Consider the following 13,491-nt stretch of genomic DNA (forward strand, 5'->3'; position numbering starts at 1 on the left):
GAAAATAACTGCATGAAAAAACTTTTACTCTTTTGTCTTTTAACAGGTTATTCTTATGCAACGGCACAAACAGAACTTGTTTTTGTTCATTTTACCGATAAGCCTAACAAAGCTGCATTTTATGCCAATCCTCTTTCGGAGCTTACTCAAAAAGCCCTTACCAGGCGTACTGCACTGGGCATTCCGCTCAATGATCAGGATGCTCCTATTGAAGCTTCTTATCTACAGAATCTTCAGAACCTGGGCTTTACGGTTACGGATTATTCCAAGTGGCTGAACGGAGTGGCTGTGAATGCTACCTCATCACAGATAACGCTTCTTCAGGGGCAGCCTTATGTATCTTCAGTAGAACGTTTTGCCAGAAATAGCCCGGCCATTCCTAAAACAGCACCGGCCAGTAAATGGAATGATATTTCCGGAGCACAGAAGGAGCTTACTGTTTTTGATTATGGTTCCGGTTCTGACCAGATCGATCAGGTTAACATACGTCCTCTTCATCTTGCAGGATATACAGGAACGGGAATTTCCATTGCCGTTATTGATACCGGTTTTCCTTATGTAAATACGGGATCGGCTTTTGAACGTCTCCGGACCAATAACCGGATTAAAGAAGGTTATGATTTTGTAACCAAAACCGCTGATATTTATAATACTTCCCTCCATAATCACGGTTCTGTTGTTCTGGGAGCCATTGGCGGCTATATTCAGGATACTTTCGTAGGATCTGCTCCCGATGCTGATTTTTATCTTTACCGAAGTGAAAATGCAGTAGGCGAAGTTCCACTGGAAGAAATATACTGGATTGAAGCTGCTGAACAGGCAGACCGGAAAGGAGTAGATATTATCACAGCCTCTCTCGGATATAATGTTTTTGATGACCCGCGTTATAATTACCAATATACAGACATGAACGGGAGCACTTCTTTTATTGCAAGGGCTGCCGAAATAGCCGCAGATAAAGGAATATTTGTTCTTGTAGCCGCAGGGAATGCAGGGCAGCAGACCTGGCATTATCTGACGACACCTTCCGACAACGCTAAAGTATTCAGCATCGGGGCGGTAGACGGAACGGGAGTTTCTTCTGGATTTTCTTCTTATGGTCCGAATTCTCTGGGTGTAGTGAAGCCGGATGGAAGTGCAAGAGGAACAGGAACCACTACGGTTAATAATAATTCAACGGCAATCGTCAACGGGACTTCTATCGCCACGCCTATTGCTGCCGGCGGAGCAGCGTGTTTCATACAGGCTTTCCCATCGATGAACAGAGAGCAGATCAGGACAAAATTAAGACAGACGGCTTCCCTTTACCCGGCCCATACCGATCAGATGGGATACGGAATCCTCAATTTCGGGGGACTTTACAATACTGTCCTGAATACTTCTGAAATCGTAAAAAAAGAAAAGTTTGCCATTTTCCCGAATCCGGTTAAAAACATCTTAAATGTTGCTACCGATCATGAAGTGCAGTCACTGGAAGTTTATGACAATCTGGGAAGGCTGGTCAGAAAAAACATCGGAATAAAATCTGTAAAAGTTGAGGATTTTGTGAAAGGAACCTATTATCTGAAAATTCAGACTAAGGATAAAGTCTATTATGAGAAGTTCCTGAAGGAATAAACACTAATTGCTGTGATCTGATACACAAGCATAGCACCTTACATATCTCTCATCATTTGTATTGATGAGAGATTACAAACTTCAACATTATACTGCATCAACAATATATAATGCTTCCTTACTGAATTTCAAATAGATAACGGATAACTTTGTTCCTATAGGATAAAGGGAATATTCTTCAGGCTTAACCTTTAGTCTTATTTTATCATTTTCGGTTACTCCTGCAAAAGTTAAATATTCTCCATACTCTGTCGCATCCTTATTGATGACGATACTTAATAATTTATTTTTTCCAATCACCTTATCCTTTTTCCAGTTAGCTGTATCGTACCATACCACCAACAGAGCAATAAGATAACAAAACCCAAACAATACAAAACCAGCTGCCACAAATAAGAAATAGTCATAGTATTTGAATTGGGTCTGGCTGTCCCTCATGAGAAAAACAATAAATCCCATAACCAGTAATGTTGCAAAAGCTAAAATAACGGGAATTATTTTTCTAAAACCTTTTAACCCGGCTTCAATACGTTCTATTTCTTCAGTACTCAGCGGGATATTTTCCTGTAATTGTATTTTGAAATTATCAGTCATGACAATATTTTTTGATCAACACCGGATTCAACTGCTCTGTTTAATCTGCTGGCGGATATTCTTGTAGTTCTCCGTGAATAATTCCGGAGCTGCTTTCATTTCTAAAAGAGATAAAATACGGTTAAATTTTGGCTGAAGATAGAACCCTTTTTGCAGGTCAAACTTCTTATCTGAATAATATATGGTAGCTGTTGGAGTTTTATATTTTCCCAATCTGCGCATATCTATCATGGTAATATCTTCCCAGGTGAAATGATGGCTCTTCAGACCACCAATGAAACGGATGCCGGAATCAGAAATAATAAGTTGCAGCCGGGTATACATCAACATAGAAATAGCAATGAGAAAAATGAAAGGCATAACAAAAAAAATCTCCTGTGGCTGGTCTTTCACCGTAAATAAGCCTACCCCCATTAACAATACAGCAATGCTCAGAATATAACACACTATTTTCATCCATTGAGGTGCGGAAAAAATCTCTTCAGTCAGGATCTGTTTCATACTGTAATAATACCATTTTTTAGTGATCCAGTCTTTTATTTTTCTTTAATGAAAGTTTGCTGTATACCAATTTTCAGCAGCTTACCTTCAGAATACATAATGAATTCAATTGAAATATTCATTAAAGTTACTAAATTAGTCCATACAAAATAGTATACCCCTATTAATGAATATAATTGATGAGATGCTGTTACAGTATGAATTGAACGCTGAAAACTCAATTTTATCTAAACTTCCTGATTTCATGAACGAAGATGAGATCAGAGAGTACTGCTGGCTTATTTTACAAACCTATCCGGATCTGAAGAAAGAAAGGTGGCTTGTGGGAATTGAAGGTGGAGATTATATTTACAGCTTTGAAGGAAATTATGTCTTTATCTCTGATGATATCTGGAGTTTCAATCTGATCGCTAAAGAATCTGTATTGGAGAGATTAGCTACAAAAATACTCAGCCTGAAGGACAGCGGTTTTTAAAATTGATATATGTAGAACAAAATAGCCTCAGGATTTATACATTTTTAAATAAAAATGCCTCTCTGACGAAAGGCATTTCTGTATCGAATTACGCCGAATTCCGGCTTGCATTAATGTTCCCGAATAAGGATCTGGTAACCAGTTTTTCATAGGCTTCCTTATTGCCTTCCCCTTTCTGGATCTTCATCAGTGCATATTGCTGAATACTGAGCAGCGGGAGTACAATTTTTTCACGGATTTTCACCGATTTTCTGGAAAGCGGGTCTTCTTCCTGAAGCATTTTGAATCCGGTAAGCTCCAGCATAATATCTCTGGAAAGCGTATATTCATCAAACAAAACATTCCAGAATGCACCGAATTTCGGATTATTTTTGATGTAATATGTCAGTGGGAAATAGGATTTATTCATACTCATCATCGAATTCAGAACTAAAGTTTTAAAGAAATCGGAACCTTTATACAGTTCTCTGACTTCCTCAAACCTTCCCTGCTCTTTCATCTGCTGCATGGCAAAACCAAATCCGAAAAATCCGGGAACGTTCTGCTTCAACTGTGACCATGAGCCTACAAACGGAATGGCTCTCAAGTCTTCAAACTTCAGTTCACTGCCGTTTCCTCTTTTGGATGGGCGGCTTCCGATATTGGTCTTTCCGTAATATTCCAGGGTACTCATCTCCTGAAGATACGGTACAAACATAGGGTGCGCTTTCAGATCGGAATATTTTTTATAGCTGATGTCCGCCAGCTCAATGATAAGCTTTCTCTCTTTTTCCGTAAGATCCTTTTTGGAGTTTTTAAAGACATCGTTTTCTACTCCGGCGGTCAGAAGCTGTTCAAAATTGTATTTTGCCTGTTCTTTATTTCCGAAGATGCTGGTGATGGTCTGTCCCTGAATCGTCAGCTCTATTTTGTTGTTGGCAATGGTATTTCCCTGCGAAGCATAGAAATCGTGGGTTTTCCCTCCTCCTCTTGCAGGCGGACCTCCTCTGCCATCAAAGAATACCACCTTAATTCCATTCTGAACGGAAAGTTTCGTTAAAACTTCTTTGGCTTTGTAAATTTCCCAGTTGGCCTTCAGATAGCCTCCATCTTTGGTTCCGTCTGAAAAGCCGAGCATAATAGTCTGCTGATTGCCTCTTCTTTCAAGATGCTTTTTGTAAACAGGGTGCTGATAAAGTTCGTTCATCACCTGCTCTGCATTGGCAAGCCCTTCCATAGTTTCGAACAGCGGAACAATATCCATATGAATTTCTTCCTCTTTATACCCGCAGATTTTGAAAAATGCGTATACATTCATCACATCTTTTACAGCATCAGAATTGGAAATGATATAGCGGTTCATTCCTCTGTGGCCATTCAGATTCTGAATTTCTGCCACCTGTGAAACCGTCAATAAGGTATCTTTCACAATATCTTCATAATCATCCGGATTTACCTGCTCTGAAATCTCAATAAGTTTACTGAACTTTTCTGTCTCATCGCCCTGAATACCATTGTACACTTTTGCAAAAACCTCATCAATTACTTTCTGATGAATCCTGCTGTCCTGACGGATATCCAATGTGGCAAAATGAGTTCCGAAAATCATCACCCGGTCTCTGAAATTAACCAGCAGATCTAAAAACAGGGAATTGTGCTCATTGACTAGTATTTTCTCTGCTTCGTCAGCTCTTTTCAGAATATTGTCTGCGGTAATATCTTTTCCGTTAAAAATAGCATCATATAATTCATCATTCAGTTGCGACAGAACTTCTGAAACTCCTCTGAAGCTTAATCTTCTTCTGATAAATTTCAGATGGCTATAGTAAGACTTCAGAATCGCTGAACGGAGTTCTCCGGCTACTCTTTTGGTAACATCAGCCGTTACAAAAGGATTTCCGTCCCGGTCTCCGCCTGGCCAGAATCCAAGCTGTATAATATCTTCATGAAGATGGAAATGCCCGTTTCCGAATGTCTTTTTAATCTTGGTAAAGAGTTCCCCGATGGTATCGTAATACACATATCTCAAATAAGAGATGATGCTCAATGCTTCATCAATCGGGGTAGGTTTTTCTTTGTTAACAAAAGGAGTTTTTCCCAGCTGCTGCAACAGCATATCGATCTGAGTAACGGAATCGCTGGTGATCGCTCCTCTCAGATCCTGAATGATCCGCTGTACAGAACTCGGATAAAACTGAGTCGGGTGTGCTGTAAACACAACTTTTACGGTGAAATCCTTCAGTTTTTCACGTACTTTTTCAAGCTTATGATCCTGATAAGAGCGTTCAAACATATTGGTTACCGTTCCGTTATCACTTTCGGAGTGAAGGTTGGGAAATGCCGCATCTTCAATACTGTCAAAAAGAACTACCTGCCTTTCGATATACTGAATAATCTTGAAAAGCAGTTCCAGTTTCTGTTCTTCTGACTGGAGATCTGTATGGTTTTTAAAGAATTCTTCAACGATTTCTTCGGGGGTCTTTCCTGCTTCATAGCCATTCCGGCTTTCTTCGTAAAGGAACGGTAGGAGCATCCCGATATTCGTCATTTTATCATAGGGCAGGCTCATAAATAATGAATTGTAGATCTGGAATTTATTCTCCACGATCTGCCTGAATTTTTCTGCGCGTTGGTCGTGTATCATATTAACAAATGTAGTGGATTTGCTTTTAATTTACGCGTGTTTTTTTTTCAAAAAACAATTAATTTCTACCTGCCTACAGATCTTTTGGTTATTCTCTGGTAATCATTATTTTTGCAGAATAAAAACGAACTAATGATGAAAGACTTTATAAAACAAATACTGGTAATATCCTTTTCTTTTATTTTTTTATGTTTTAAAGCTCAACACACGGAACAAAACGTAAACAGCTGGATTGTATTTGTGAATCCTTCTGATTTTTCAAATTCTTTCAAAACTGAGCTATCAAAGCAGCTTAAAGAAAGTCTTTTCAGTTTGATTAATCTCGATAAAAACAGTGAAAACCCTGTAACTCTGGCCATCGGCCTGGAGAAAACAGAATATAAACTTCTAAATGGAGGTTTGTCCATCAATGCTACTATTATTACTAAAGAAGATGGTTCTTCTTATCCTGTAACAATAAACTGGAAATCTGATTCGTTCAGCGATGTAAAGAGAATTCAGAAAAGTGACATTTCCGGCAAGCAGGTTATTTTCAATTGGGGCGATGATTTTCCAAAGAAGGAATTGATTGAGATCATCACCCGTGAAAAGATATATGAAGTAACCAACGGATTGCATTATATCATTAATCCTATGTATTATCCGGACCTTTCTATTATTTTAAAAACAGAAAAAGAGCTTAGTCTCCCTGAAGCTAAAATCATCGAGAATATCTTTAAAGTAAGAAAGGATGTTTATGTTTCTGAATTATCTGATAATTTCATCATGTTGGATTTTCAGATTGACAGCCTAAATTTTACGGACAATATTTATAATAAGAACATGCTTTATTTAAAAGAATGTATTGATAAAATTTCAAAGCTGGATTTTGCAGGGAAAATTAAAAGTATAGAAATTAAATAAGGAAGTAATGAATATCACACAATTTTTAACAATAATTTCAGTAGTAACTTTAATGAACTCCTGTTCACCTCACAGGTCTATACCGAAAGATATAAAAAAGGAAATCAATACCATTGATCATAATAAGTTTAACACTGAGTTGGATCTTTTACAAGAATCAATGCTAACTTATATGGAGATGGGAAATCCTTCATATAAAAAGAAAGATGTTGAGGAATGTATTCATATTCTTAAGCTATATCTGAAGAATATATCAGCTTCAACATCCAAAAATGAAGGTATGAATCTTGTACAATCCACTATCGAAAAATTAAACAGTCTCAATGAGAGATGCAGTTCGACTTTAATAGAAACCAATGAAAGAGAAATCATCACAAATATCATTATTTCCGCAAGTGCAGACAAAGGTTACAACACTATAGACGAAGACATTACGGAACAATGGCGTAAATGGTAAACCAATACAATTAATTATGGGCTACATCAGGGCATATTACGAACAGATCCTGCCTCTTCAGGAATCAGAATGGGCTTTTATTGCATTGAATATTCTGACCTGTATTTTGTTATAAAACTTTTGCAAGATTTACAGCCGGAAATCATCTGAAGCCAATGACCAGAAAGCCGGTGGAATCGAAACTGAAGAGAATTATGAGTGGAACTACAAGTCCCGGTTATGCAATGAAGTTTTTGTAAACATCTTGTATTTCAACTTCAGCGGGCATTTCGTAAATTTGCAGGAAACCTCTCTTCATGAAAATGATCTTTGCTGTTTCTCTGCTGCTATCCAATCTGTTCTTTGCACAGGTTACAGTTCCTGATGATTTTAAAAAGATCCCGGATATCATGGATAATGCTGATCTCCTCTATCCTTTCATTATTCCAGACAAAAGTTATGAATACTGGCGGGTCCTCCGAAATGATCCCGATCCGGATAAAGCAATCATTTACGACAGTCAGATGCCTGAATCAATGACCATCAATGATCCTGCTCCTGAAAAAGGCTTTTTCCAGCAGTGCTTGGGAAATGCATGTTTTTCATACATTCTAGCCTGTAAAAACAGCCGTACCATCTACTTCTCCAATGAACAGCAGTTAAGAGATTTTATTGGAACGGTAGATAATCTTCCGGAAGCCCTCTTATTGGCCAAAACCTATGGTTTTTCGGTAGATTTCAGCAATACACTGAGCAGTTCTTATAAAATAGACAATCGTCATATTGATCTTTACGTTTCCAAACCGAAGAACTGTCCGGAAGTTAAAGAATCTTACCGGGTTAAAATCAATAGGAAAACAGGAAAGGCAGAGTTCAAAAGTAACGGAATTTATGGACCTGATAAAGAATGTATTTCTTCCAAAAACTGAGTTTGAACTTCATTTAAAAAGTTCTGATAATAATTTGTAACTTGGCGGTATATCTTAATTCTAACCTCTGAATATGAAACAACTGCTCCTTTTATTTTCAATTATTTTATTTCTCAGTTCCTGTGAAAAAGACTGCTACAATCCTCCGCAGCCTATAGTTTTTGAATTCGTTAACAAATCCGGGGAAAATCTTATAGAAAACGGAGAACTGACCAATATGACGGTTCAGGAAGATGCCGGAAACGGAAACTATATCGGAGTAGAGCTTACCAAAACCAGTGATCATAAAGTTATTTTAGAAAAGGTAGGTGCCTTTGACGGAGAAAAAAATTATAAATTCTATTCCAATGTCAATGTATTTGATTTTTCCATCAAATCATCAAAGTTTACAGCGGGATGTGAAGGATACCAGATCAAAAGTCTGGTTTTTAAGAATGTTATTAATGCAACTGATGAAAAGGGTTATTATAAAATCGTACTGAAAAATTAATTTCCTCCGTTTCACAAAAAAACTTCCATAGTTTTTATGAAAGGCCATGATAAGAATTTTAAAATTTCATTAACGCAGTTTTCATTAGTCTTTCCGTAAATTTGGATACAATAAATTTAGAACAATGCTTAATTTCGAGTTTAAAAATCCAACTAAAATACTTTTCGGGAAAGGAGAAATCGCTAAAATCTCCAAAGAAGTTCCTCAAGACGCCAGAATACTCATGATCTATGGAGGCGGAAGCATCAAAAATAACGGAGTGTATGATCAGGTAAAAGAGGCCTTGAAGGGCCATGAGCTGTATGAATTCGGAGGGGTTCCTGCCAATCCTGAATATGAGGTTCTGATGGATGCTTTACGTTTTATCAAAGAAAAAAACATCAACTTTTTATTGGCCGTTGGAGGCGGATCTGTCATCGACGGGACCAAGTTCCTTTCTGCTGCTGCCAACTACGACGGTGAACCTTGGGATATTCTGAGAAAATCCGTGAGAACTTTCGAAGGTGAAGGAATGCCTTTCGGAAGTATTCTTACCCTTCCTGCTACAGGTTCTGAAATGAACTCAGGCTACGTAATCTCAAGAAGAGAAACCGATGAAAAATTATCCTCTGGCGGACCGGGACTTTTCCCTCTGTTTTCTGTCTTGGATCCTGAAGTAATCAGAACCATTCCTAAAAACCAGATCGTAAACGGTATTACAGACGCTTATACCCACGTTCTTGAACAGTATATGACGGCTCCTTCTTCTGCAGACCTGCAGGAAAGAATTGCAGAAAGTATCCTGATCAGCCTTCAGGAAACAGCTCCCAAAGTACTGGCAGATGATTTCAACTATGATGCTGCCGGAAATTTCATGTGGTGCTGCACAATGGCTTTAAACGGGCTTATTCAGAAAGGAGTGATCACAGACTGGGCTGTACATGCTATGGGACATGAGCTTACAGCATACTTCGGAATTGATCACGCAAGGACATTAGCCGTTATTGCGCCTTCTCATTACCGATATAATTTTGAAACGAAAAAAGGTAAATTAGCCCAATACGCGGAAAGAGTTTGGGGAATTAAAGACGGAACCTTAGAAGAAAAAGCCGAACAGGGAATTAAAAAACTGGAAGAATTCTTCCACAGCCTGCATATTAAAACCAGACTTTCCGAATACACAGAAGATTATAACGGAACCGCCGAAAGAGTTGAGAAAGCCTTTACGGAAAGAAACTGGGTAGGATTGGGTGAACACAAAAAACTGACTCCTCAGGATGCTTATAAGATTGTAGAAATGAGCTATTAATTTATTAAATTTTGCGTTGGGCTAAAGCCTAAAATGTGATTAATAATACAAAGTGAGCGGACTTTAGTCCGCTCCTATTGAATATGGCAGTCTTGTCATTATAATACCTAAAAAGCGAGTTGAAATTCATCATTAATTTGTATTTTTAAACAATGGTGATACTTGGAAAGTATAATGAGAGAAGCAGGCGGGCTAAAGGCCTCCCAGTGATATTTATTTTTCAAGGCATACTGAGATTCACTTGTGTTAGATTTTATTTTTTTCGTCATTATTATTCTTTTCTGTGTGTTTCCGTGTTAAAAAACTCATATATTAAGCCAAGAATCGTTTTATTTATAAACATTTGTTTAAAAAAGCTTTATTTCATTATAGATATTTCAAATTTATTTATATTTTAGCATATTCTTAAATTTGTGAAAATGAAAAAACGACTACTTTTATTTGCCTTTTCAGCGCTGGCACTTACTTCCTGTAACGATGACAATATGGAAGCCTATGAACTGGAGATGATGAGCGGGGATTGGAAAGTCAGCAAAATAGAGATTATTTCTGGAAAGGATAATAAAACTGTTATTAAAACTGAAGTTCCTACAGGTTGTATGGCCAATAATACACTTTATTTCAGAAGTGATCACTACATCAGCTATACTGCTTATTCAGGGACGGGGCTTGAATGTACACCCAATGCAAAAAATGATGGAGAATTTACTTACAACCAGGAATCCAAACTCCTGAGTACCAAATTTAAAAATGACGATGAAAAATGGTACAGAGTAGAAGTACTAACCAGCCAGGACCTGAAAGTTGCACAGCTTTTTGGGGCCTCCGATCAAAATGATGACGAAGTAGACGATGTTACCTACATTACTTATAAAAGATAATAGACAAGCTCCCGGTTTTATCGGGAGTTTTTCATTATTTTTACCTGTATTTTAAAACTGATTATAATGAAGAAGATTCTTTCAGCATTTCTGCTGCTGTATTTTGCCCTTTTCTTTTCACAGGAAAAAAAGCCGATGTTCTGGCAGGACATTCAGAATTTCAAAAAAGCCGATCAGGAAAACCCACCTCCCAAAGATGCCATTCTTCTCATAGGAAGCTCATCTTTCACCAAATGGACTGATGTTGCTGATTATTTTCCAGACAAAACAATTATTAACCGAGGTTTCGGAGGCTCACGCCTGACTGATCTCAATGATTTTGCTGATGACCTTTTAGCACCTTATCAACCAAAACAGATCATCATTTATTGTGGTGAGAATGATTTTGCTGATAATCATAAGCTGAAAGCACAAAAAGTAGTCAACAGATATAAAGCTTTTTACAGGAAAATACGTGAGAGGTTTCCCAATATTGAAATCGATTATATTTCCATCAAGTACTCTCCAAGCAGAGAAAAGCTATGGCCTCAGATGAAAATAGCCAATAAAAAGATCGCCGCTTTTATGAAGAAAGAATCCAATGCTGAATTTATTGATGTTACCAAGGCTATGGAAGATTCTAACGGAAAGGTAAGAAAAGAGATCTTCGTGGAAGATATGCTTCATTTTAAGCCGGAAGGATACCAAATCTGGGCTAAGGAAATGAAACCTTATATGAAATAAATTAATAAAAACTCCAAAAATAGACTGCCCCCAAAAAGTGTCTAACTTTTTGGGGGCAGTTTAAAACGAAGCTTTTTTTATTTCTTTTTCTTAGATTTTGAAATCGCTTTTTGCTGAGCTCTGTTGGCCCCAAACTTTTTAGGTGCTTTTCTTTTGGATGGGCCTCCCCAGTTTTCTTTTGTATTTTTGGCTTTCTTTTCGTGAAATGCTCCACCTCCTTCATTCAGTTTTACAGAGGCTGGATTTTTCATCGCAACAACCTCTTCTTCAGAAGCTATTTTCTTAGGATTGATCTTTACTTCTTCAGGGAAATCATTAAACTGAAGATCTTTATCCATTAAAAGCTCTATATCAAGAATTAAAGGTTCTTCCTTTTTAGTCACAAAAGTAATAGCCTTTCCATCTTTATCCGCTCTACCCGTTCTACCAATTCTGTGAATATACTGTTCCGGAATATCCGGTGTTTCAAAATTGATCACATGGGTAATATCTGAAATATCAAGACCTCTTGCCATAACATCGGTGGTAATCAATCCTCTGACCTCTTCCTTTTCAAATCTTTTCATAGCCTTAAGCCTGTAGTTCTGGGATTTGTTAGAGTGGATCACATCAAACTGCTCCGGGAAAAGTTCATCAATTTTGGTAAATAGGAGATCGGCGTTCTTTTTATTATTATTAAAAATCAACACCTTAGACATTTCATCATTATTCTTCAGTAAATGTTCAAGAAGGTTAATCTTAGTATTGAAATTTTCAACTTTATAAGCAGACTGTTCGATCTTTTCAAGGGGTGTTCCTGATTTTGCCAATGAAATTTCCACCGGACTTGCGAAATACTGATCCAGCATCTCATCTACGGCTTCTGTCATCGTTGCAGAGAAAAGGATATTCTGTCTCTTCTCTTTCATCATTTCAAAAATATGGGTCAGCTGCGGTCTGAAACCTAAATTAAGCATTTCATCAAATTCATCAATGATCAGCTTCTGTACTTCTTTCAGGGAAATAGCGTTGTCTATGGAAAGATCCATCACCCTTCCCGGTGTTCCCACTAAAATATCACAACCGTCATTGAATAATAATTTCTGAGTATTGATATTTTTCCCGCCATATATTCCGATCACTCTTGCGGTAATGTTTTCTGTCAGTTTTTCAAGAATTTCAGTTACCTGAACCACTAATTCTCTTGTAGGAACAAGTACCAAAACAGTTGGATTTCCTGTTTTACTGTATTTCCATGTCTTAAGAACGGGTAAAAGGTAAGCTAATGTTTTTCCTGTTCCGGTCTGCGCAATTCCCATTACATCTCTTCCGGAAAGTATAGGCTTTAAGCTCTTCTCCTGAATAGGGGTAGGCTCAAATAATTCCAGATCCGCTAAAACATCAAGAATTTTAACCGGCAGGTCAAAATCTGCAAAAGTGAGTTTTTCCATGGTGCAAAGATAGGCATTTAATTAGAAGTCAGAAATCAGAGACAGGAAGTTCACCACAAGAGTCGGAAGCCATCCGCTAAATGGCAAAAACTCCTACTACAGTTTAACACTTTTACTGCTTATTTTAATATCATCGTCCTCGAATTTGCTTGAGGTAATAATTACATATCCTTTCTTCTTCGGATCTTTTTTAATCGGGAATTTGTCTTCCTCCCATTGGGAACAGTGTGTGGAAATAGAAGGTACCAAAGGTTTCCAGCCTGTTTTACTTAACGTATATACATAAAATGCATGCCAGCAGCTGGTACACCAGTTAGGATAAAAGCCCAGATCATCTTTACCGTCATTATTAAGGTCTCCCAAATTGTATAAGGTTCCACTATTCGCCGTTGCAATAACGAATGGTTTCATGTTTTTATCACTGAAATAAACAGTGGTCTCACACTTTCCTTCGCATTCGTCTCCACAATCGCTTACTTTTACATAGGCATATTCTTTTGTTCCGTTTCCGTCAAAATCACCCTGAAGCTTTTCTCCAACTTCCTGAGCCATGAATAATGAACTGCAAAACGTTAGGACGGTTAAAATAAATGTTTTCATA

At 37.6% G+C, this 13,491-nt stretch carries 14 protein-coding genes; 9 read left to right on the forward strand and 5 right to left on the reverse strand.

Going from position 1 to position 13,491, the window contains the following annotated elements; genetic code table 11:
- Positions 1-12 precede the first annotated feature (12 nt).
- Positions 13-1,617 (forward strand): S8 family peptidase, encoded by a 1,605-nt coding sequence (locus J2Y40_RS05545; RefSeq protein ID WP_309997655.1) that lies wholly within the window; start codon positions 13-15, stop codon positions 1,615-1,617.
- Positions 1,618-1,704: 87 nt separating this feature from the next.
- Here J2Y40_RS05545 and J2Y40_RS05550 read toward each other — a convergent pair whose 3' ends face one another.
- Together J2Y40_RS05550 and J2Y40_RS05555 are read right to left on the reverse strand one after the other, a co-directional pair.
- The gene (locus J2Y40_RS05550) at positions 1,705-2,211 is read right to left on the reverse strand and encodes a hypothetical protein (RefSeq protein ID WP_309997657.1); all 507 of its coding nucleotides are present in this window, start codon (positions 2,209-2,211) and stop codon (positions 1,705-1,707) included.
- Between the two features lie 27 nt (positions 2,212-2,238).
- The gene (locus J2Y40_RS05555; RefSeq protein WP_309997659.1) at positions 2,239-2,712 is read right to left on the reverse strand and encodes a hypothetical protein; all 474 of its coding nucleotides are present in this window, start codon (positions 2,710-2,712) and stop codon (positions 2,239-2,241) included.
- 166 nt (positions 2,713-2,878) lie between these two features.
- On the opposite strand from J2Y40_RS05555, the gene J2Y40_RS05560 reads away from it, so the two are divergent.
- On the forward strand, positions 2,879-3,187 hold the full coding sequence (locus tag J2Y40_RS05560) for a hypothetical protein (protein WP_309997661.1): 309 nt from the start codon (positions 2,879-2,881) through the stop codon (positions 3,185-3,187).
- An 88-nt stretch (positions 3,188-3,275) separates the two neighbouring features.
- On the opposite strand, the gene J2Y40_RS05565 is transcribed toward J2Y40_RS05560, so the two are convergent.
- The gene (locus J2Y40_RS05565; protein WP_309997663.1) at positions 3,276-5,810 is read right to left on the reverse strand and encodes a phosphoenolpyruvate carboxylase; all 2,535 of its coding nucleotides are present in this window, start codon (positions 5,808-5,810) and stop codon (positions 3,276-3,278) included.
- A 132-nt stretch (positions 5,811-5,942) separates the two neighbouring features.
- Here J2Y40_RS05565 and J2Y40_RS05570 point away from each other — a divergent pair, with 132 nt between their 5' ends.
- The 7 genes from J2Y40_RS05570 to J2Y40_RS05600 all read left to right on the forward strand — a co-directional run bounded on the left by J2Y40_RS05570 (position 5,943) and on the right by J2Y40_RS05600 (position 11,460).
- Positions 5,943-6,713 (forward strand): hypothetical protein, encoded by a 771-nt coding sequence (locus J2Y40_RS05570; RefSeq protein WP_309997665.1) that lies wholly within the window; start codon positions 5,943-5,945, stop codon positions 6,711-6,713.
- Positions 6,714-6,891: 178 nt separating this feature from the next.
- Entirely contained in the window at positions 6,892-7,170 is a 279-nt protein-coding gene (locus J2Y40_RS05575) for a hypothetical protein (protein ID WP_153391282.1), read from the forward strand.
- Positions 7,171-7,466: 296 nt separating this feature from the next.
- A complete protein-coding gene (locus J2Y40_RS05580; protein WP_153391280.1) occupies positions 7,467-8,078 on the forward strand; it encodes a hypothetical protein in 612 nt (203 codons plus the stop codon).
- Between the two features lie 73 nt (positions 8,079-8,151).
- Entirely contained in the window at positions 8,152-8,568 is a 417-nt protein-coding gene (locus J2Y40_RS05585) for a hypothetical protein (protein WP_309997667.1), read from the forward strand.
- Between the two features lie 124 nt (positions 8,569-8,692).
- On the forward strand, positions 8,693-9,856 hold the full coding sequence (locus J2Y40_RS05590; protein WP_153391277.1) for an iron-containing alcohol dehydrogenase: 1,164 nt from the start codon (positions 8,693-8,695) through the stop codon (positions 9,854-9,856).
- 419 nt (positions 9,857-10,275) lie between these two features.
- Positions 10,276-10,737 (forward strand): lipocalin family protein, encoded by a 462-nt coding sequence (locus J2Y40_RS05595; protein ID WP_153391275.1) that lies wholly within the window; start codon positions 10,276-10,278, stop codon positions 10,735-10,737.
- Between the two features lie 66 nt (positions 10,738-10,803).
- On the forward strand, positions 10,804-11,460 hold the full coding sequence (locus J2Y40_RS05600; RefSeq protein ID WP_153391273.1) for a GDSL-type esterase/lipase family protein: 657 nt from the start codon (positions 10,804-10,806) through the stop codon (positions 11,458-11,460).
- 77 nt (positions 11,461-11,537) lie between these two features.
- On the opposite strand, the gene J2Y40_RS05605 is transcribed toward J2Y40_RS05600, so the two are convergent.
- Together J2Y40_RS05605 and J2Y40_RS05610 are read right to left on the reverse strand one after the other, a co-directional pair.
- On the reverse strand, positions 11,538-12,890 hold the full coding sequence (locus J2Y40_RS05605) for a DEAD/DEAH box helicase (protein ID WP_153391271.1): 1,353 nt from the start codon (positions 12,888-12,890) through the stop codon (positions 11,538-11,540).
- A 96-nt stretch (positions 12,891-12,986) separates the two neighbouring features.
- A complete protein-coding gene (locus J2Y40_RS05610) occupies positions 12,987-13,490 on the reverse strand; it encodes a hypothetical protein (RefSeq protein ID WP_231128601.1) in 504 nt (167 codons plus the stop codon).
- Position 13,491 lies beyond the last annotated feature (1 nt).

Source organism: Chryseobacterium sp. 2987 (assembly GCF_031456375.1).
Taxonomy (GTDB): domain Bacteria; phylum Bacteroidota; class Bacteroidia; order Flavobacteriales; family Weeksellaceae; genus Chryseobacterium; species Chryseobacterium vaccae.

Coding starts and splice junctions, on each gene's coding strand:
- J2Y40_RS05545 (WP_309997655.1), top strand. CDS start 13: ATGAAAAAACTTTTACTCTTTTGTCTTTTAACAGGTTATTCTTATGCA.
- J2Y40_RS05550 (WP_309997657.1), bottom strand. CDS start 2,211: ATGACTGATAATTTCAAAATACAATTACAGGAAAATATCCCGCTGAGT.
- J2Y40_RS05555 (WP_309997659.1), bottom strand. CDS start 2,712: ATGAAACAGATCCTGACTGAAGAGATTTTTTCCGCACCTCAATGGATG.
- J2Y40_RS05560 (WP_309997661.1), top strand. CDS start 2,879: ATGAATATAATTGATGAGATGCTGTTACAGTATGAATTGAACGCTGAA.
- J2Y40_RS05565 (WP_309997663.1), bottom strand. CDS start 5,810: ATGATACACGACCAACGCGCAGAAAAATTCAGGCAGATCGTGGAGAAT.
- J2Y40_RS05570 (WP_309997665.1), top strand. CDS start 5,943: ATGATGAAAGACTTTATAAAACAAATACTGGTAATATCCTTTTCTTTT.
- J2Y40_RS05575 (WP_153391282.1), top strand. CDS start 6,892: ATGGGAAATCCTTCATATAAAAAGAAAGATGTTGAGGAATGTATTCAT.
- J2Y40_RS05580 (WP_153391280.1), top strand. CDS start 7,467: ATGAAAATGATCTTTGCTGTTTCTCTGCTGCTATCCAATCTGTTCTTT.
- J2Y40_RS05585 (WP_309997667.1), top strand. CDS start 8,152: ATGAAACAACTGCTCCTTTTATTTTCAATTATTTTATTTCTCAGTTCC.
- J2Y40_RS05590 (WP_153391277.1), top strand. CDS start 8,693: ATGCTTAATTTCGAGTTTAAAAATCCAACTAAAATACTTTTCGGGAAA.
- J2Y40_RS05595 (WP_153391275.1), top strand. CDS start 10,276: ATGAAAAAACGACTACTTTTATTTGCCTTTTCAGCGCTGGCACTTACT.
- J2Y40_RS05600 (WP_153391273.1), top strand. CDS start 10,804: ATGAAGAAGATTCTTTCAGCATTTCTGCTGCTGTATTTTGCCCTTTTC.
- J2Y40_RS05605 (WP_153391271.1), bottom strand. CDS start 12,890: ATGGAAAAACTCACTTTTGCAGATTTTGACCTGCCGGTTAAAATTCTT.
- J2Y40_RS05610 (WP_231128601.1), bottom strand. CDS start 13,490: ATGAAAACATTTATTTTAACCGTCCTAACGTTTTGCAGTTCATTATTC.